Here is a 21,155-nt window from a genome sequence, read left to right as displayed (position 1 = left end):
CTTCCTCCTAAGGCTCAACATACAAAATAGATGGTACTGATCTTTCGCCCAAAGAATTAGCAGGATTATTTATAATCTCACCTTCATGATACATTGTAGTTGAAGATCCTCCGTCTAAATTTGTAGCTGTGTATGCATCATATTGTAACATAATATCTTGTACATCTTTTAATGTGGCTCCTAAACTGGATGCTTGTCTACCATCTATTGCTAACATAAGTATGGCACCATCTTTTCTTTGTCCAATAGCTGTTCTAGGTGCTATACCCCATCCACCATCTCCAGAATCTATGGTTCCTTCACCATTTACCACTAGAGCTGGTCCAAAAGTTATAGCTTCTTGTACATTTAATTTTTTTAATTTATCTAAACTATAATTACCTACAAGTAAAGCTCCTTTTTTAGTTATAGCTGCTACATCTCCAGTAAAGTTTCCACCCTTATCACTGTTATACTTAACTTCACCGTTACTAATTATTACACCCTCAACATTGCCACCTGTACCAGTCCATTTACTATTGGCTGATTTATCTGTAAATCCGCCTGCATTAATGGCTGCAACAGCTCTTTTATTTCTTGCTATCTGACTTGTAAGTTCTCCCTGTACCCCTAATTTTGAACTATATCCAACTTTTACTCTAGTTGGATCGTGAACTACTAACATATATCCTTTAAATTTCTTACCATAACTTATATCATATCTTTCTATAGTGCTATCATGTTTATTTTCAAATTTTAAAACAGAATTTTTATTTTGTGTTACAGTTTGTATAGAGTCTTCGCTTAATATCTTCTTTATTTCGGTATCTGATAAAAATATTTTAGCTATATATTGATGTTTTAAAGTAGTCATAGCAGCTCCTACCATGGTCTTTTTAACATTTTTAAATGGTCCATGGAATATTACAAATGGAGCTGTAGCTGCTGTAAAAAATAATTCAAAAATTAAAAAATATATAAATATTTTATAAGAGCGTTTCTTATTTTTCGACTTTTTCTCTTTATTTTCCATATAAAATTTCCTTTCTCTTTATTTACATCTTTCATTATTGTACACTAAATATATATTTTTTTAAATAGTAACCTTTATGAAATGTGCTATAACTTTCTAAAATTTTTCTTATTTTTCTCAAAAATAATAATATTCTAACTAAATTGTGTCTATGTATATAAAATTTACTAAAAGTTAAGTTTAAAATTCAAAAAAATGTAGAGCCAATATTAAAATTTTATATACTTAATATTAACTCTACTTAATTATTATATAAAATTTATAATCTCTTTGCTCCTTCATAAGCTAATGGAGATCTTTCACATTCATGATCTTTTAATGTTACCTGATAGCAGAGTTTACTTCCTTTCATTTTTTCTGATGCATAGCACAAACCATTTGATCTAGAATCCAAAAATGGTTGATCTATTTGATCTGGATCCCCTATTAATATAAGTTTTGTTCCTTGTCCTACTCTAGTTATAACAGCCTTAACTTGCTTTGGTGTTAAGTTTTGTGCCTCATCTATTATAACCCAATTTTTAACTATGGACCTCCCCCTCAAATAAGCTACAGCTTCTGTAGTTATAATTCTCCTGTCAAATAGTTCCCTTATCTTATCATATAATTCTTTTTCATTTTTATATCTTTCTTTTTCATCAGAATCCACTAAAATTTCTAAATTATCAAAGATAGGTCTCATAAAAGGCATTATCTTTTCTTCTTCTGTTCCTGGTAGGAAACCTATTTCTTCATCCATAGTTACATTAGGCCTACAAACTAACAGCTTTCTGTAACTCTCCTCTCCTTCTTCTATAACTCTATGAAGACCTGCTGCTAAAGAAAAAAGTGTTTTAGCTGTACCTGCAGGCCCTTTTACTATAACTAACGGTGCATTTTTAGAGTCTGTTAAAAGAGCTTCTAACATAAATTTTTGCCCTACATTTCTAGGACTTATACCTAAAGGCTTCACATCTTTATAATATAAAGGGACAACTTTTTCTCCATTATATCTTCCTAATGCTGTTTGTTTTGGATTTTCCATAGATCTAATTAATATAAATTCATTTATCTCAATTTCCGCTTTATAATACTCATTATTTTCTTCTGAATAGAAAAATAAATCTTCTATCTTTATAAACTTATTCTTATAAAAACTTTCTAAGGTCTCATGATATGCAAAAGCTTCACATCTTCCTTTATACTGGCTTTCATATTCTGGTACTACTTTTTCATGAAAATCTTCTACGTCTATATTAATTGTATCTGCTTTTATCCTTTCAAATATATCCTTTGTGATTAATACTACATTTTCACCTTTTTCTTTTAATCCTTTGCAAACCTGTATTATTCTATTATCTGGTTTGTTTTTATCCCAAGATGGAGGTAATTTCACATCATAATGGTTCATTTCCACCCTAAAAGTTCCTCCACCAGGTAATACTATACCATCTATTAATCTTCCATTTTTCCTTAATTTATCTATTATTCTTGCTGCATGCCTAGCATTAGCCCCTAAATCATTATTATTCTTTTTGAAACTATCCAGTTCTTCCAATACTACTTCTGGTATAACTACGTCGTTATCTGCAAAAGAAAATATAGCTCCTGGTGAGTATAAAATAACATTAGTATCTAATACATAAGTTAATTTCAAACCTACTCCTCCTCTCTTTATACTATTATATTCAAATGAAGTTATAACTTTATTAAATTATTTATTTTATTAAAGTTATGACTATGTATAATAAAATTTTGTTAACCAAACCTTATCTTATATCATTTAATATAGTATATAGTAACAAAGGAGTATATATAATGAACGGTATAGATATAGATACTTTAAGTCCTGAAGAGTTAATACTACTTGCCAACTTAATAGCCATACAACTAGCTCAAGGAAAAACTGGTGAGCAGATAGAATTGCTTGGAGGATTTATTTCCACCATAGGGAGTATTTTAACTACTATAGGAGCTCAAAAAGAAATTTTTGAAAGATAACATACTAATGCAAACAAAAAGATTTACATAATCACTTATATCTGCACTAGTTTCTACTTATATTTTTTTATTATAAAAAATATATACTTATATATCTGTGTCATATAAACTCATAAATTTTATATTATATACATTACTATTTGTCTTCACGAATTAGATATTCATTTTCGTCTTGATCTTTAAATGAGAACATCTTTCCATAAGGCATATTCATAATTTCTCCTACTTCAACACCATTTAACTTCATTTTATCATAAGAATTTTCTATATCAGTTGTGCTTAATATTATACACTCTTAATTTTACATATTATATTAAAATTCTATTAATATTTTCCATTTATCAGTATTAATTATATATAAATTTATAAATTAATTTAACTCCTTGTGCTAATTAAATTAAGCTTACAGAATCATATTTTCCACATTAAACCAATGCTAAATCAACTGACAGTAATATTAGCTTATTTAAAATATAATTTCTATATAGTGATTAAAATCATAATAATTGGTTATACTTAAAAAAGACCAAAACACTACACCAATATATAGAAAATTCCATACCAAAAGAGCTCTATAACAAAATATAGAGCTCTTTTTATATTTGAGAAGGGAAATTTAATAACGACTTATGGAAAACCGTTATATATAACATTCTATAAATGTAAAAAAATCCCTCTTTTTTATTTTTGAATAAAAACTCCTAAATAGAGCAAACTTAAAATATATGTTTTAAATTTTAAATACTGCCACAGCTTAATTAAATTTAAATATATACTAAACATACTCATAAAAATTACACAACAAAAGAGGCTGTCGCATTAAAGAATTTAAGCACAATATATTGTTTTACAAGTTTAAAGTTAACACAATATATTTTAGAATTTGTTCTTAGTGCGACAGCTCCTTTTTCTAAATAATGAGGTCTATGACTAACTTATAGAAAACTGTAGTATTTAATATTCTACAAATGCTAAAATATTCCTCTAAATATATGAATAATTATTTTAAAAACTGAACATACTTATTATATATTCATTACTACTATAACTCAAAACTTATACTTTCCCAGAAAAACTGTAGCTTCCCTTAAGGAACTACAGTTTTTTAATTTATCTTAAATTTCTAAATAAAGCTTTCCAAGTTTCTCTTCCTACAATTCCATCTGCTATAAGATTACAATCTCTTTGTAATGCCTTTATTGCAGTCTCAGTACCATCTCCAAATATGCCATCCACACCATAAGGGCCTATAGGATAACCTATATTAAGCAACATTTTTTGTATTGTTTTAGTTATTCCACCCCTTGCACCTTTTTTAACCATAGGTGATGCATTTAGTGTGGCATCTCCTGCTATTCCATCAACTGCAATTTGTCCAAATCCTTGGGAGTTTATTTCTTGTTGTAGTTCTCCTATTAAACTGTGATTCCCATATATATTAGAACTAGGAGGCTTTGGATTTGATGGATTATTAATATCAGACATATAGCTATAATTCATATCTACATTACCAGTTATTCCATTTACCCTGCCTTTTTCGCTATACTGCCATATAGCACATTCTCTATTTAGAACTGGATTATACCACGCATACCATAAAGCATATCTCTTTAATAAACTGCTATCAAATTTATTTAATAGAAAATCTTGATTAGAATAATTCATTGCAAAATATCCATTTTTTTCTACTTCCTGACAAAATGCATTTACCATTTTAGTAGCTAAAGATTTTGTAATAGTTACTCCATTATTTTGAGCATATCTAACAGTATCATATTCAAGATCATAACAAATAGGATAACTCAATTTATATTTTTTTGCTTGAGCTACACAATATTTAGCTTCCTGTCTTGCCATATCTTCTGTATAAGCATAGCTAAACCAATACAGACCAAATGGCATTCCAACATTTGTACATCCATTAGCATTATTTATAAATTGTTTATCTATATTGTTTTTACCATAACCAGCTCTTAAAATAGCAAACTGTATTCCACTGTTTTTTACAGTCTTCCAATCAATTTTTCCTTGGTGTTCAGAAACATCTATTCCCTTTAACACAAATATTACCTCCTGAAAGTTTAGTTTTAAAAACAGGTATTATTTTTGTTCTATACTTTATTCTAACGCTTATTTCAGCAGAGGATTGTGTGGGCTGTGTTTTTTTATCCAGTGTTTTTTAATTTTTCACGTTATCTTAATGCTTCTTTTTTTTCCTTATTATATATTATTGAAATTTGGTTTCTGTTGCCTTACCTATTGTCTTATATATATTCTTCTCATATTTTTCTTATTTCTACTTTTAAAGTTTCCTTGTTAAATTGCTTGTCCATAGAGTTTTACTTAAAATAACCCTACTATATAATATAAGCAAATTTAGAAATTATGTGATTATTTTATATTATTTTTTAATCCTAATAGCATAGCTTATTCATCAAATTGTAATCTAAAATCCTAAGCTTTCTCCGACCAGTATAACTTTAATTCTATTTTTTACTGTAGAATTACTTGTAATTACTAACTGACTACATGCATTTTCAGTTGTTTTAGAAAGTTTATCAAAAGATTTATTCTAAAGTATTGTTATCTTTGCAAAAAATCTATTTTATTTTGTAATGATTCAATTTTGTTCTTTGCTTCTTCCAAAAGTAATTCTCTATTTATTAGATTTTCCTCTAATTCCTTATAGCTTGGACAATCAAATAGATTGCTTTCTAAAACCTCATATACCTTTTGAAAAAATTCTCTTTCTCCTACTATGCTCAGATCATAATCAAATAACTTGTCTAGTTTTAGTAAAAATGCATTATCTTCTTCTTCTATGGTCACTTCAGTTTCTTTATCTATATATAAAATTGTATCTAACACATTACCCCTCCTATAATTCTTTATAATATATAATTTCTTTTAATTCTTTAGTAGATCTACAATAATCGCATCTGCCACATCTAATAGGTTCTATTTCACCCTTCCAAACCTTTTTAATCCTTTCTATTTTCATGGATACATTCAATAGTGTATCCTCTATAAAATCTGTACCCATCTTTATAACGGCCTTATCTGGTATATCTTCTTTACTAACTGCAATTATATGTGGAAATAAATATTCACTGGCTCCAGTATAAAGTCTTTCTATTTCCGCATATATAGCCATTTGTATATCATATCCGTAATACTCTATAAAATTTTGCTTAACTCCTTCATATTCATTCCAATACTTTTGATGTATTGATCTAGTTGTTTTTAGATCAGTAAAACTTTTCATCTTAGGATTGTATATATCTATTGAACATTTCCAAGGAATATCAAATATATTAGCCCACATTATGACTTCTTTTTCTCCCTCTCTAATTTTCTGTATCAATTTATCTTTAGACATAGCTTCTATCATTTTATCTGCTATCTGAAACTCTTTTTTTAGCTGTCCTTTAGTTGAAGATCTACTTGAGTAAATTTCTGGATGATTTTTTTTAAATTCTTCTAAAATTCCTTGATTCCACGCATGCACATAATTTCCTACTAAAAAAGCATCTGACTCTTTCTCTTCCCACTGGTCATTTAATATTGCCATGGTTCTAGCTTCACATCCATTATATTCTTGTAAAAATGATTTAAACAAACTAACTGACATATATTTTTTTTGAATTTCTTTATTAAAATAATTATTTTTGTTTAACTTCAGTTTTATCACCCTCTTCTACTTCTTCAAAATCTACATTTTCAAAAGGTGACTCTTCTACTGTTTTTTCTTCTTTCTTAAATTGAAAATCTGATGTTTCTTCGTATGTTTTTTGCTGTTCTATACTGTCAAAATCTAACTCTATCAATTTGCATAACCTTCTTAAAACAGTTTTTTTGCACATTTCTCCATATGTTTTAGTCCATGCTGCACTATTTTTTGCCTTACTAAAATTTTGTCTAATATTTTCTATATCTTCTTTACTCATAGTTTCATAAATCATGCTTCCATCTTTAAAAAGACATACTGCAAATGTTCCTATAATGTCATTATTATTAAAGCTTTTAGGTTTAAAATTAATTGTTTGTTGCCCATTAATTATTTCTTCTGTAAATTCATCACCTTCTCTAACATTCTTTGCATATATGTCCTTTATAGGATTTATGCTATATTTTTTAGCTAATTTAATCTCTCCTTTGTAATCTGTTTGGAAGTTTAAATTTTTGCCATAAGGTATTGCATAGCATTCCTTATTAAAAAAATCTAATCCTAAAAATGCTCCTTTTAACATTGTTCTTGCTATGGTTGTTGGATGACATTGATCTATATCTTTAGTATCTTGCAATACTGTCATACAATTTTGTAAAAATCTAGTCTTATTAAATCCCTTTGGCAACGCTTTTGCTTTGGCCTCTAATAAAGTATTTAAATTATTTGCAGTTTCTTGAAGTACTATTGTTTTTTCATTTGCCATTTTTTCTTCCTCCATAATACACTTTTTATATAAATAAATTTCTTCTAGCAATATTATTTTTTATCATGTATATATTCCTTTAATTCATAGTGTATACAGCCTTTTAATTAACTATTCATTTTATAATATGTATACTATTTTTCATCTTAATAATTTTCTTTAAATTATATCTTTACATGTTTTAATTTTTATAAGAGCTCTTTGATTAATATAAAAAAGCCAAAAATAAAATATGTTTATATAGTAAATTAATAAATATATTTACACAAAAAAAGTAGTTTCAATTAAGAACTACTTTTAAGTAATTTTTTCAAAATACAATTATTCTACTATTTATGGTGACAGCAATTTATAGATAAATAAACGTTTCTAGTAAATATATTAACCTTACCACAGTTTTCACATCTATCATGTCTATCCCATTTTTTATCATTACATTCAGCAGAATCTTCATTTTCCATTAATTCTTTTATCTTCATTAAATCTTCCATATCCTTATTATTTTTTTCCATTAATTGTTCACCTCTTTTTTATTTTTGGGGCAAAGTTTATTAGTGAGAATTCAAATATAAGTTTTTAGCATATAGATTAATTCTAGTACATTCCTTATTTTCTTTATCCATACAGTCTAATGTGAATTTATAATTATATGGATTTGTATTAGTATTTTTTAATCTATTATACCGGTGTGTATTAGTATTTTCTTTTCTATAATCTGTTTTTTTAATTCATTCAAAAATTCCTTAAAACAACTCATTGATTTATCTACATCACTATTAAGTTTATTAATTGCAGGGAAATCACAAATACCAATTCTTGTATAACCATTGTATTCTATGCTTCTTAAGTATAAGTTATCAAATTCTTTATATGTTTATGGAATTTAAAGCAAATTTAACTGTATTTTAAATTATTACCATATTTATTTTATAAATATGGTATTGAATTCAACAAAAACAATCATTTTTTTACTAAAATGGTTTACTTTCTCCAAAATAAATGTTATATTTAAATAAATATTGTTAAATTTAAAATTTTCAGTTAATTAAGTCAAATTAAACTATGACATCAAATTTCAATATTTAACTGTAAATATTCCATAAATTAAAGGAGGCGTATTAATGTTAAAGAAAAAACTACTAACTGTGTATTTGGCTACTATTATTTCTATTGGTACAGTTACATCTTTTAATCCTGCAAAAGTATCTGCGGTAGATCCTAGTGACTTTGGAGGAGTTATTGTTGATGTTGGTAACAAATTTATTATTCCTCACTTACATCAATTAGCTAACAGAGATCAAGCAAATGGTGGATCTGATGTTGAATTTAAGTATTTTATTCCCCCAAAGTTTGAAGAAGGTAAATTCTGTATAAGTGCATTCAATTACTTTAACCCTAAAGGAACTGACACCATATATACTGTTAAGGTATATCCAAAAAATAATCCTAAAAATCCTTCAGTTTATAATTTAAAATCAGGTGATATGCTTGAATTAAATACTGGTTTAGATACTCCAGAATATATATTGGAATTTTACAAACCAGGAGAAACAACACCTTTCGGAAATTATTACTTATCAAATAAGTTTAAAAGTAATTATGGTATAGCCTTAGCACAAAATAATAATGTGTACTATCTTCAAAAAGAAACAGGGAAAGTATATAATGAAGAAATGATTGAATTTTACTCCAATGGTAAATATAATCGTGGTAGTTTTTATCTTGCATCTAGAATAGATGACTTTGTAAATGAAATATTAAGATTACGACCTGAAGTAAGAAATCAATTATTTAGGCAAAGTAAAGAAATCTATAAAGGAAATATGAGTTTACCAGAAGTTACTGAAAATTCTGATGTGGAAAATCTTCTAAAAGCTTGGAAAGATAATAATCCACCAGAAAATTTTTTAAAAATGGCAGAGGCTGTTAGCGCAAGTTTATCAATTTTAGGTATTCCAAATCTAATGTATATGCAACCTAGAGTTATAACTGCTAATGCCGATGTTACTATTGGAAAAAATAATGCATATTATGTAGATAGCTCTACAATAGGGATTAAACCTAGTGGTTATTTAACATATAAGATTCCTGTTGTTGAATCTGGAATTTATAAGGTTACTGGTAATGTAGAAGGAATAGGTCATCTTATTTGTAAATCCAAGGATCCAAGCACCGGAAAACCTATTGAATATAATGTTGATGATTCATTCACTAACGATCTAGGTATCTATGTATGGTTAAATAAAGGTATAAATGAATTCAAATTAATTAATGATAGACAATCTGATATTAAATTTAAAAGCATGACTATACAGTATTCACATCGCTAATCTATATAATTAACCTATCATCAAAAATGATTTAAAGATATAACGGTAAATTGTTTACCTAATAGTAGGCATTAATATGACAAATTAAAGTAATTTAAGGAACAATATTTCTACAGATAAAAATATATATTTAATAGCGCTTAGGCTACTTGAAATATGAGTATATTTGGTGGTGACTCTTGTTCTTATGAGCCTGTATGAATTAGTTATAGAACTATATATTGTGAACAATTTCATAATATATTTAATTCTTAAAAACATAATCTCACTTCTAAATGTGTAAACTCTATTAAACTCTTAACAATAAATTAGTGAAAACTTTAACAATTATTGATTATAATAATTTAAGTTTACACCCTAAAAAGGTAGCTAAATGGATAGCTACCTTTTTTTAAATACATCTTATGTTAAGGTTGAACAAGACTTAGTTAGCTTAGCTAATTTATAATGAGATACTTCAAATTCCTCCCCAACTTTTTTAATTCTATAATTACATTATAGAATTAAACTCTTACTTATGAATTATCCCAATTAACTAGAATACCTTAATCAACAGTAAGTAAAATGTAAATTGTCAAAAAATTCAACATCAATTTTTCACTTCTAAATAAAAAAACACTGTAAACATTAGTGTTTACAGCATTTCTTCAAATTTGGTAGCCCCTAGGGGAGTCGAACCCCTGATTCCACCGTGAGAGGGTGGCGTCTTAACCGCTTGACCAAGAAGCCTCATATATTAGTTTTCTTGAACATTTATTATTATATTACATTGGAAATTTTAAGTCAATATTTTTATAGAAATACCTTCATTTATTTTTAATTTTTCTATTAAATTATTAAATGTTTAAGTTTTAAGTCTTATTCCAATATCCAAAAAGTTTTATCTCCAGTTTTTCAAATTATTAAATAATTTCTTTTTAATTATGCTATTTATTTTAATATGTTAATTAGTTTATATTAAAACATATTATTCAAAAATACTAATATTCAGATGGAGAAAGTAATTTTACAGACAAACCCCATCTGAACTTAATACCTGTATATTAAACTTTTATTTTAATATTCTTACTGCATTTAATACTGCTATTAAAGCTACTCCCACATCTGCAAAAACAGCCATCCACATAGTACTCTTTCCCATAATAGTTAGAGCTAACACAGCAAACTTAACTATTAAAACTATAATTATATTTTGCCATACTATTTTATGAGTTTTTCTTGCTATTTTTATAGCATCCGCTAATTTGGATGGTTCATCAGACATTAGCACTAAATCAGATGCTTCTATAGCTGCATCTGATCCTAATCCTCCCATAGATACGCCTACATCTGACATAGCTAACACTGGGGCATCATTTACTCCATCACCTACAAAAACAATTTTATCATCCTTAGACATTCCATTTTTTAAATACTGCATCTTCTCCACTTTTTCTTGAGGTAAAAGTTCTGAATATATTTCATTCATTCCTAAATGAGTTCCTATATTATCAGCAGTAGATTTTCTATCTCCTGTGAGCATTGCTACTTTCTTTATTCCTATATCTTTTAATGATTTTATGGCATTTTTAGAATCTGATTTTATCTCATCACTTATAGCTATATAACCTATATATTTGCTGTCTAATACTATATAAAGAATCACTCCATCTTCTTTGGCTTTTTTATAGCTAATATTTAATTCTTCCATTAATTTATTATTACCTGCATAAACTTTTTTACCATCAATATAAGCAGTTACGCCTCTTGCAACTATTTCTTCATAATCTTCTATTCTCTTGTTATCTATTGTATTTTCATAATATTTTAATATAGATTTTGCAATAGGATGATTAGAATAGCTCTCAACATAAGCTGCATATTCTAATAATTCCTTCTCATTTATTCCTTCTTCTGATTTAACTTTTGATACTTTAAAAACACCTTTAGTTAAAGTTCCAGTTTTATCAAATACTATTGTATCTGCACCATTTAAAGCTTCTAATGCTGTTCCTGTTTTTATTAAAACACCTCTTTTAGACGCTCCTCCAATACCAGCGAAAAAGCTTAAAGGTATTGATATTACTAATGCACAAGGACAAGATACTACTAAAAATACAGCTGCTCTATAAACCCACTTTGATATATCTGGCTCCTTAAATATTAATGTAGGAACTACTGCTAAAGCTAAAGCTGCAAAAACCACTGCAGGAGTATAATATCTTGCAAACTTTGTTATAAATTTTTCTGTATTTGCTTTAGTAGCTGATGCATTTTCTGTTAATTCTAATATTTTGGAAACTGTAGATTCCTCAAAAGTTTTTGTAACTTTTATTTTTATAACTCCATTTTTATTTATATATCCACTTAACACATTGCTATCTTTAGAAACTTCACTTATTAAAGATTCACCTGTTATGGCTGATGTATCCACAGATGATTGCCCCTCTATTACTATGCCGTCTAATGGAACTTTCTCTCCTGGTTTTACCATTATAATATCATCTATATTAATGTCTTCAGGTGAAACAACTTCTATATTTTCTCCATTAACTAAATTTGCATAATCAGGTCTTATATTCATAAGCGCTGTAATAGATTTTCTAGATTTATTAACGGCTTTATCTTGCAAAAACTCTCCCACTTCATAAAACAACATAACAGCCACTGCTTCTGGATACTGTTTTACAAATATTGCTGCTATAGTTGCCACTGACATTAAAAAGTTTTCATCAAATACTTGCCCTCTAGATATATTTTTTATAGAACTTAGAAGTACCCGTCCTCCAATTAATAAATAAGAAGCTAAATATAAAGGTATAGATACAACTTCCTTTGATTTAAACATAGTAGCCAATATTAATAAAACTACACCTGAAATAATTCTTATAAGAGTTTTCTTTTCTAATTGATCACTATCTTCCCCACTATGACTATGTCCATGATCATGACTATGTCTATTACTATCACCTTTTATATTAGAGTAATCCTCACTATGCTTTTCATCATGGTTAGAATTAATTTTTCCTTCATTTATCTTTAAATTTTTTTCTTTATTATTTTTTATTTTTAAATTATTACTACTTCTAATGGATCCATGTGGTACCTTTCCTTTTAAATCTTCTTTATCTACCACCTTTACTCCATTCTCTATTTTATCTACTATTTCTTGCACTGTTTTTACGATATTACCTTTATACTGTTCTTCTAAGTCTATAATTAAGGTTGAATTATTGAAATTATAGGTAGCTGATTGTATTATATCTAGTTTTTGAACAGCCCTCTCTATTTTAGCTGCACAATTAGCACAACATAATCCTTTTAAAATTAATTTCTTTTTTATAGTCATATACTCACCATCCCTTTAAATTAGTCAAAAATTAAAATTTAAAAATTAAATTTAATCTTATTTATGCATTATATGCTCTAGTCCTTGTTTGAACACATTTTCTACATGCTGATCATCTAATGAGTAATAAACAACTTTACCTTGCCTTCTAAATTTTATAAGTCTGGCCGTTCTTAAAACCTTAAGCTGATGGGACACTGCTGATTGAGTCATATTAAGAAGATTTGATATATCACACACGCACATTTCCGATGATGCTAATGCATATAAGATTTTTATTCTAGTTGGTTCCGATAAAACTTTAAAAAAATCCCCTAAATCCTGTACTTTATCCTCTTTTATCATATTGTCTTTAACTTTATCTATAACATCATGATGAATCACATTACATCCACAGATATCAGTTTGTTTTTCTTTAGTCATAATATTACTCCTCCCACATTCATATTTAATATTATATATGAACACTTGAATAATTGTTCATATGTTTAAGTATAATATATCATAAATATTTTTAGATTACAATATTATATAAAAATAAATTACTGTTTTTTCTACACATAAAAAAATTTTTTTATCAAATAATAATACAGAAACAAAAATTATTTAAATTTGTAGGAGGTAATTTAATATGGATCATAATCATAGTATAGGATGTAATGTTCACGAATGTAAGTATCACGCTCAAAACATGGATTATTGTACATTAGATCATATTCATGTAACTAAACATGAACATGAAGCTAAAAGTGTTGAATGTACAGATTGCGGAAGTTTTGAATGTAATCACTAATATTTTATAAAAGATAAAGGTTTATATTAAACATATATTTAATATAAACCTTTATTATTTTAAAAAGCTGTTGCTTTAAAGCCTGCACCTTGACATTCTGTTGTATTAGATACTGATATTACTGCATGTTCATCAGAATCTACTATTATCTTTTTAGCTTTTACTACTTGTGGAGCAGTCATAATGCAATATATTATTTTTCTCTTTGCTCCAGAATAAGCTCCTTCTCCGTACATAATAGTTGCGCCTACTCCTAATTTATCTAATAATTGTCTTTTTATTTCTAAATCATTATCTGTTACAACAAATAATATTTTCTTACCATCAAAACCTTCTATAACTTTTCCCATAACCTGTGACTTTACAAACATAGATATCATAGTATAAACAGCTACTTCAAAACTTCCAAGTAATGCTCCTATTATAACTACAACACAGTTTATCATAAAATCTATAGTTGATATTTTTATTCCAAATTTTCTTTTTGCTAAAACAGATATTACATCAGTTCCTCCTTGGGATGCTCTGTTCCTAAATATTAGTCCCATTCCTGCTCCGCTTAAAACTCCACCACATATACAAGAAAGTAGAACATCATTCATAACATAAAGATCCATATAGTTTCTGCTTAAAATTAGAAAAGAAGACATACTTATCATCCCAACAAAACTAAAAATACCGAAATCTAAATCCACTTCTTTAAACGCTATTAAAAATATTGGTATATTTATAAGCAGAATATAGTATCCTGATTGCAAATTAGTCAAATATTGAAGCATTATAGCAATACCTGCAACTCCACCACTTAATAATTTATGTGGAATAAGAAACAGATTAACTCCTATGGCATATATTAAACTTCCCATCATTACTAAAATTAATCTTTTTGCATTTTCTTTTTTAAGATGCATAATAAATAAAAACCTCCAAAATAAAATTAACCTTATTTTTTTACTATAACATACAAATTTATATGCTTATTCTTTTAAGAAATATTTTTATTAGTAATTATTTTTAGGCAAATGAATTATTAATTTGCCTATATTCATTTATGGAGAAATTTAATATATTATCCGCTGTCAAACATAAAGTTTACACCTCATTTTTTTCTTAAACTACTATAACTAGGCAGCAAGTATATTAACGTTTCCATTCCTCTTAGTTTCTTTTGTTTTATAAGCTATTCTACATAAAACACTTTATTACTAATGCTAAATTATATTTTTCTTATAAAGTATGAAACAAATTGAATGAAAACTTGCATTTACACTTAAAATTTTTTTTATTTTGTATTAAAATATATAAAAAACAAAAAATTTTATATATATTTTTTCAAAATGAATAAAAACCTTCTTTTTATTTACTATATAAAGATTTTAAGAATGTGTCAACCAATTATTTATCAATAGATTGTGGTTCTGTTAATAATCTGTTGCCATATTTAATCATATTCCAATTATATACCCATGAATTTTTTATTTCATTTTTTTTTGATGGAAATTATGCAAAAGTTATATATTTTTTATTAGCTATAAATATTTTTTATATATTTTATAATTAATTATGATTGTTTATTGTAATAATCGCATAAAAACACCCCATAATTTGTTAAAATATAAATAAGATTTTTTCACACTATTTTACAAATTCAATAAAAAATACTAGGAATTAACTTAATCACTTTTTCCTAGTTATTTTTATTGCTATTTTAAAATATAGGTTTTATAAAATATTTTTAAAGTTTTATATAAACTAAAAAATAATTAATTATAATGTAAATCCAAATATGTACCATGGTCCTACACCTATATCTATCCCCTTATTTTTTTGCTCTATTAAAAAATCTCTTGTTTCCTCTTTAGAAACTAATATAACTTCTATATCCTCTGAAGGTTCTAGGTCTTGTTTAGGATTTTTATTTAGCTCACAGTTTTCATCAATCTCCATTTGAACCAATATAGTATAATCTGTTAATAATGCTGGGTTAGCTCTTACCTTAGGTCCTATATCTATAACTTTTCCTATATAGCCTGTTTCTTCTTTTAATTCTCTCTTAGCTTCTAATTCAATATCTTCCTGTTCCACCAATCCTGCTGGGAAACCTATAACATAGTTATCTATGGCTGGTCTATATTGCTTTATAAATATATATCTTTCTGATGGAACTAATTTTGCCACAATAACTACAGCTGCAGTGGTGTTTGTTCTCTCTATGGCTTCCCATTTTAAAAGTTTTTCTTCCTTGTTTAAATAACTTATTTCCTTAAAACTTATCCATTTACCCTTGTATAATATTTTTTCATCTAATTTCTTCATCAAATTACCTCCACGCTGCAACTTAATGCTAGCTATATTCTATTTTTATTTTACTTCCACCCTCACCTGGAACTGCAGGATCTACTATAAGTTTTATTGGCACTCTATTTTTAAGTTCTTCTACATGACTTATAATTCCTACACTTAATCTATCACTTCTCAAATTTTCAAGAGATGTCATAACTGTATCTAACAGTTCACTATCTAAGCTGCCAAATCCTTCATCTAAAAAGAAAAATTCTAAAGGTGCTCTTCCTTTTAGTTGTATCTGAGAAGATAGTGATAGGGCTAATGATAATGATGTTAAAAAAGTTTCCCCACCTGATAAAGTGTTTGTAGGTCTTATGCCTCCTCCATTAAAATCATCTCTCATGGTAAAGTTCCCATTACAATCTAGCTCTAATGCATATCTACCTCTTGTTATATCCTTAAGCCGTCTAGAGGCTTCAAATGCAATATATTGCAGCTGATTCATAGCTACAAATTCTACAAATTTATTGCCTTGAATTAATTTGTCCATATCCTCCAATAAAGCTTTTTTATGACATACATTTTCTTTCTCATCTAATAAATCTTTTAGTGCCTTTATATCATCTTTCATGTCACTTATAGTTTTTTCTATAATTACAACGGTTTTGCTTATATCTTCCAACTCTTTTTCTTTGTTTTCTTTTCTTCCTATTATTTCTTTCCAGCTTTCCTTATCAATCCTTTCTCCCTTCAACTTTTTATTTACTCTTTCTATATTCATATTTAAATTGTTGTAGTCTTTTTCAAATTCTTCTATTTCTTTTTGTAACTCCTCTATTTCTTCTTTACATATTAACATTAATTTTGCATCTTCTAAAGTATTAAACTTATTTTCCTCAAATGACTTATTTAACTGGGTAGATTTTTCATTATAAAGTTTTTGTAAATTAATTTTTATTTGATCTTTACTTATTTTATTTTCCCATAGTATTTCTCTATTTTTCTGTTCAATATCTATTTTAACTCTTAGCTTTTCTTCTCTTATCTTTATATTTTCTATTTCCTTTTTTATTTCTTCTAAATGCTCTTTACATATGTATTCTACATTTAATTTTTCTATTTCTTTTTCTTCTTTATCTATAAAATTCTTCTTTTCTTTCCCTGCTTCTATTATTTTCCCTAAATCTATTTCTATAGCATTTATATATTTAACCATTTCTTCTCTCTTACTATTTTTATAATCTAGCTGCTCTCTTTTATCTTTTATAATGTTATTGTATTTTTCTATTTTTTTATCATAATCTCTGATTTTATTTATCTCTTCTTCCACATCATACACTTTAATTTCTTCTTTTAAGGTTGTATATTCGTTTTCTTTTTTCTTAAATAATACTTCTTGTTCTTCTTTGTCCTTTTCTATAGCAGCTATTAATTCCTTTTCTTTTAATATAGATTCATTTTTTTTAGCTTCCTCTTTATCTATATTATTTTTTTCCTTTTGAATATTATTTATCTCTTCTTCTAACTCTAATTTTTCTTTTTCCCATAATTTTATATTGGAATTTAATTTTTGAAAATCATCTTTTTCTTTTTTAAGCTTGTATACTAAATCATCTAAATCTCTATTTTCTAATTGTTTATTTAAGTCCTCTAATTCCTCTAATATTAATTCTTCTTCTTTTTTTATAGAAATTAAAAGTATATTTTTTTCATTTTCTTCTTTTTTTATATTTTCTAATTCTTTAGAAATATTTTCATAATCTTCTTTTAATGATTCTAATTCTTTTATATCAACTTTTTTAGCTAATTTAACATGATGTATAGATCCACATACAGGGCATGATTCTTTCTGTTTTAAACTAGATGCTAGTATAGATGCCATATCCATTTTTTCTATATTATTTATTTTTTCATATAGTTCTCCAGCTTTTTCTTCTTTATTCTTTAATTCTTTTAATATTTTTTCCCACTGATTTTGTAAATCTAATTTTTGAGATAATTTTTCTTTTAATTTATGTTTCAGCTCCACTTTTTTACTATTTATCTTATGTAAATTATTAAAATCCTCATTTAATTTATTTATATAGTCCTTTTTATGAAGTAGTATGTCATTGTCTCCTGGAAAATTTTTTATCAAATTTTCTTTTTTGTTTAATAAGTGGTCTAAGGCTTTATTTATGTCTTTTTGCATTTTAAATGTATCTTTATACTCTAATTCATATTCTTTCAAGTTTTTTGATTTCTTTTTTATTTTTTCTATTACATTGCAAAATTCCAAGTTTAATCTTTTATATTCTTTATCTATTTCATATAATTTTTGTATTTTTTCTTTTCTATCCCCATCTATTTTTAAAGAATTTATTTCTTCATCTTTTAATTTTATTTCCTTTTGAATTTCATTTATAATATCTTCTATTTGTTTTTTCTCTAATTTTTATTTTTATAACACTTTCTTTTTTCTATATTTATCTACTAAATTTATTCTTTCTTTTTTTATAATGTCAACTTTTTTCTTTATCTCCATAGCTTGTAATAAATTACTTTCTTTTTGTAATAATAAAGGTATTTTTTCTTCTTTGTCTTCTAATGCTTTCTTGTATTCTTTTTCTATAGTTAACAAGTTTAAATCTATATTATTTAGCTCCTTTAAGGCCAATTCTAATTCTTTTTCATTTTCATTTCTATCTTGCTCAATTTTATAAAGCTCATCTATATAGGGCTTAACCTTTAACGCATTTTCTCCTTTTTCTACTCTTACTTTTTTCCCTTCAATATCCACTAACTGTTTTTTTAAATTCTCTAATTTATTTAAGTAACAATCCAACTCTTCTTGAAGTTCCCATATGATTTTATAACTATCATAAACCTTATTGGTTTCATCTTTTTCTTTTAATATTTTAGATTTCTCTTTTAATAAATCTTCATGTTGCTTTTTTAATTCCTGTAATTTTTCCTTAGATACCTCTTTATATTGTTCCATTCTTCCTTCTATTAGTGTTAATGAAGATAGCTGTTTATTCTTAGCTTTTCTTATTCTCTCTGAAAGTTTTTTACCATACTTTTCTAGTCCAAATATTCTCTCTAACATGTCTCTTCTACTTTTTCCACTTAGTTTTAAAAATTCACTAAACTTTCCTTGAGGTATAACTACTGAACGAGTAAAATCCTCTGCAGTTAATCCTATTATATCTTCTATATTTTTTTGTATATCCCTTGGTTTGTCTGCTATTATTTCTTCTTCACCATTAATATTTTTAACTAACCTAGCTGCAGAGGTTTTATAGCCACCTTTCTTGTCCCTTTTTACGCTTCTTGAAACAACATAATCCTCTCTTTTATCTCCTCTACATATATCAAATTCATAACTTACAAATAAAGAGTCTGTATCTAGGTTTATAAACTGAGTACTGTCTCTTGCTATATCTCCATATAGAGCCATAGTCATAGCATCCAATATGCTGGATTTTCCACTTCCTGTAGGACCAAATATACCAAACAAACCTCTCTTAACTAAAGTTTCAAAGTCTATTTCTTGTTTTTGTATAAAACTGTTTAGTCCCTTAATCACAAGTTTCTTTGGTCTCATATTCATCCTCCTCTTGAGCTATTCTTAAAAACAAATCCATCAATTCTTCACTAGCTTCTATTCCCCTTTGATTAACATAAAAGGATTTAAATAATTCTCCCATAGATTTTTCTTTTATATTCCCTTTAAAGATCTCTTCTTTTTTTTCTTCTATTTCTGGTACAATTTCAACTATATCTTTTTTTATCTCCTTTAAAGCTTTTATATCTTCTGTACTTATATATTGTTCTGTTTTTATATGTAAATACAACCACATATCCTTATCTTTATTTTCTTCACATCTATTTATAGCATCATCTACACCATTACAATGCCATACTTCTATAGGTTTATAGTTGTTAAAATAAATATCTTCAATTTTGGCATTCTCTCCTGGATGTACATCTATTATTTTGCATCCCTTACTATATCCCTTTTCACTCTTACTATAAGGCAATGGTGATCCAGAATAATAAGCATTATCTAATCCTCTTACCTTCTGTGGTTTATGAAGATGTCCCAATGCTATATACTGAGCTTTCTTAGGTAAATTATATGTATCCACAGCCAAACTACCACCTAATTGTATAGGTCTTTCAGAATCCGTTTCTTCTCCTCCGTTTATAAATATATGAGAAATAGCTAAATTTACAGTATTATCTTTATAATATTTATCCTCTAAATTAGAAAATATTTCACCTATTCTTTCTGAATAAGTCTTTCTTCTGTCCTCATCATTATCTATTTCTTTAGATAATACTTCATTTAATCTTTTTTCACTAGGATAAGGTAAGGCTATAATTACAGCCTTTTCTTTTTTTATTTCTATTTCTAAACAAGATGAATCTGAATCTATAACCTTAAAATCTCCGTAATTTCCTTTTGACACTATTGTTTTAGGGGTTCCCATAAGTATTATTCCTTCATCATAAGCTAATGGACTTGCAGCAACCAGTCTTTCTGGATTATCATGATTACCTGCTATGATCAATACTAATCTTTTTCCCTTATTGCTCACTTTTTTTATGCAAGCATAGAACATTTTTTCCGCTCTAGCAGGAGGATTACCATTATCATATATATCCCCGGCTATTATCACCATATCTATATTATTGTTTTCCACAATGTTAATAAAATCTTGTAAAAATCTCTCCTGCTCATCCATTCTACTAAAACCTTCAAGATTCTTTCCCAAGTGCCAATCGGAGGTATGCAATATTCTCATATGTTTCATCTCCCTTTTACATCTAGTTATGTTTTCACTTTTCTGTTTCATAATTATTATAGTTAATATCTATACTATAAACAAAGTTCTTGGCTTCAGAGGGAGTTTTTACTCCCTCTAAAGCTTGGAAATTGTTATCCAGGAACGTACCCGCTCTTTACTCCCACTTTGAAGAAAAGCAGAGAGTCCAAATCTTCGATTCC

The 21,155-nt window shown here is 26.9% G+C and carries 15 protein-coding genes, 1 tRNA gene and 2 pseudogenes; 3 read left to right on the top strand and 15 right to left on the bottom strand.

Annotation, left to right across the window (positions count from 1 at the left end; genetic code table 11):
- Window positions 1–7: 7 nt before the first annotated feature.
- The gene (locus NGI68_RS09840) at window positions 8–1,012 is read right to left on the bottom strand and encodes a phosphodiester glycosidase family protein (RefSeq protein ID WP_251861296.1); all 1,005 of its coding nucleotides are present in this window, start codon (window positions 1,010–1,012) and stop codon (window positions 8–10) included.
- A 259-nt stretch (window positions 1,013–1,271) separates the two neighbouring features.
- On the bottom strand, window positions 1,272–2,648 hold the full coding sequence (locus NGI68_RS09835; RefSeq protein ID WP_251861294.1) for a PhoH family protein: 1,377 nt from the start codon (window positions 2,646–2,648) through the stop codon (window positions 1,272–1,274).
- A 161-nt stretch (window positions 2,649–2,809) separates the two neighbouring features.
- Here NGI68_RS09835 and NGI68_RS09830 point away from each other — a divergent pair, with 161 nt between their 5' ends.
- A complete protein-coding gene (locus NGI68_RS09830; RefSeq protein WP_251861293.1) occupies window positions 2,810–2,992 on the top strand; it encodes a hypothetical protein in 183 nt (60 codons plus the stop codon).
- 1,110 nt (window positions 2,993–4,102) lie between these two features.
- On the opposite strand, the gene NGI68_RS09820 is transcribed toward NGI68_RS09830, so the two are convergent.
- The 6 genes and pseudogenes from NGI68_RS09820 to NGI68_RS09795 form a co-directional block, all read right to left on the bottom strand.
- Window positions 4,103–5,053, bottom strand: coding sequence for a GH25 family lysozyme (locus NGI68_RS09820; protein ID WP_251861292.1), 951 nt, complete (start codon window positions 5,051–5,053; stop codon window positions 4,103–4,105).
- 522 nt (window positions 5,054–5,575) lie between these two features.
- Window positions 5,576–5,860, bottom strand: a complete 285-nt coding sequence (locus tag NGI68_RS09815) for a hypothetical protein (protein WP_251861291.1) — start codon at window positions 5,858–5,860, stop codon at window positions 5,576–5,578.
- 10 nt (window positions 5,861–5,870) lie between these two features.
- Complete coding sequence (locus NGI68_RS09810) at window positions 5,871–6,674, bottom strand: PD-(D/E)XK nuclease-like domain-containing protein (protein ID WP_502799382.1); 804 nt, start codon at window positions 6,672–6,674, stop codon at window positions 5,871–5,873.
- Window positions 6,655–7,425, bottom strand: coding sequence for a recombinase RecT (locus tag NGI68_RS09805; RefSeq protein WP_251861289.1), 771 nt, complete (start codon window positions 7,423–7,425; stop codon window positions 6,655–6,657). The genes NGI68_RS09810 and NGI68_RS09805 overlap by 20 nt, the downstream gene beginning before the upstream one ends.
- Window positions 7,426–7,754: 329 nt before the next feature.
- Window positions 7,755–7,937: a hypothetical protein gene (locus tag NGI68_RS09800; protein ID WP_251861288.1), complete on the bottom strand. Its 183-nt coding sequence runs from the start codon at window positions 7,935–7,937 to the stop codon at window positions 7,755–7,757.
- A gap of 158 nt (window positions 7,938–8,095) precedes the next feature.
- Window positions 8,096–8,284 (bottom strand): annotated as a pseudogene (locus NGI68_RS09795) (DUF2935 domain-containing protein); the annotation flags it as partial.
- A 262-nt stretch (window positions 8,285–8,546) separates the two neighbouring features.
- On the opposite strand from NGI68_RS09795, the gene NGI68_RS09790 reads away from it, so the two are divergent.
- Window positions 8,547–9,755 carry a hypothetical protein gene (locus NGI68_RS09790; RefSeq protein ID WP_251861287.1) on the top strand — a complete coding sequence of 403 codons (1,209 nt, stop codon included), beginning with the start codon at window positions 8,547–8,549 and terminating at the stop codon, window positions 9,753–9,755.
- Window positions 9,756–10,409: 654 nt separating this feature from the next.
- On the opposite strand, the gene NGI68_RS09785 is transcribed toward NGI68_RS09790, so the two are convergent.
- The 3 genes from NGI68_RS09785 to NGI68_RS09775 form a co-directional block, all read right to left on the bottom strand.
- Window positions 10,410–10,484 (bottom strand) — tRNA-Glu (locus NGI68_RS09785).
- Between the two features lie 322 nt (window positions 10,485–10,806).
- Window positions 10,807–13,083, bottom strand: a complete 2,277-nt coding sequence (locus NGI68_RS09780; RefSeq protein WP_251861285.1) for a heavy metal translocating P-type ATPase — start codon at window positions 13,081–13,083, stop codon at window positions 10,807–10,809.
- 57 nt (window positions 13,084–13,140) lie between these two features.
- Window positions 13,141–13,506 (bottom strand): ArsR/SmtB family transcription factor, encoded by a 366-nt coding sequence (locus NGI68_RS09775; RefSeq protein ID WP_251861284.1) that lies wholly within the window; start codon window positions 13,504–13,506, stop codon window positions 13,141–13,143.
- Between the two features lie 208 nt (window positions 13,507–13,714).
- Between NGI68_RS09775 and NGI68_RS09770 the strand changes: the two genes are divergently transcribed.
- Window positions 13,715–13,876 carry a DUF1540 domain-containing protein gene (locus tag NGI68_RS09770; protein WP_251861283.1) on the top strand — a complete coding sequence of 54 codons (162 nt, stop codon included), beginning with the start codon at window positions 13,715–13,717 and terminating at the stop codon, window positions 13,874–13,876.
- Between the two features lie 59 nt (window positions 13,877–13,935).
- Here NGI68_RS09770 and NGI68_RS09765 read toward each other — a convergent pair whose 3' ends face one another.
- From NGI68_RS09765 to NGI68_RS09745, 4 genes and pseudogenes are all read right to left on the bottom strand, one after another.
- The gene (locus NGI68_RS09765; protein ID WP_251861282.1) at window positions 13,936–14,787 is read right to left on the bottom strand and encodes a YitT family protein; all 852 of its coding nucleotides are present in this window, start codon (window positions 14,785–14,787) and stop codon (window positions 13,936–13,938) included.
- An 856-nt stretch (window positions 14,788–15,643) separates the two neighbouring features.
- The gene (locus NGI68_RS09760; protein WP_251861281.1) at window positions 15,644–16,192 is read right to left on the bottom strand and encodes an NUDIX domain-containing protein; all 549 of its coding nucleotides are present in this window, start codon (window positions 16,190–16,192) and stop codon (window positions 15,644–15,646) included.
- Window positions 16,193–16,220: 28 nt separating this feature from the next.
- A pseudogene (locus NGI68_RS17250) lies at window positions 16,221–19,748 on the bottom strand (AAA family ATPase).
- The gene (locus NGI68_RS09745; protein WP_251861277.1) at window positions 19,723–20,952 is read right to left on the bottom strand and encodes a metallophosphoesterase family protein; all 1,230 of its coding nucleotides are present in this window, start codon (window positions 20,950–20,952) and stop codon (window positions 19,723–19,725) included. Before NGI68_RS09745 ends, NGI68_RS17250 begins: the two are co-directional and overlap by 26 nt.
- Window positions 20,953–21,155 lie beyond the last annotated feature (203 nt).

It is taken from the genome of Clostridium sp. Marseille-Q2269 (assembly GCF_943736985.1).
In the GTDB taxonomy this organism is placed as follows: Bacteria; Bacillota; Clostridia; order Clostridiales; family Clostridiaceae; genus Clostridium_F.
The sequence above is the reverse complement of the archived record's forward strand: the minus strand, read 5'-3'. Positions and strand labels throughout refer to the sequence as shown.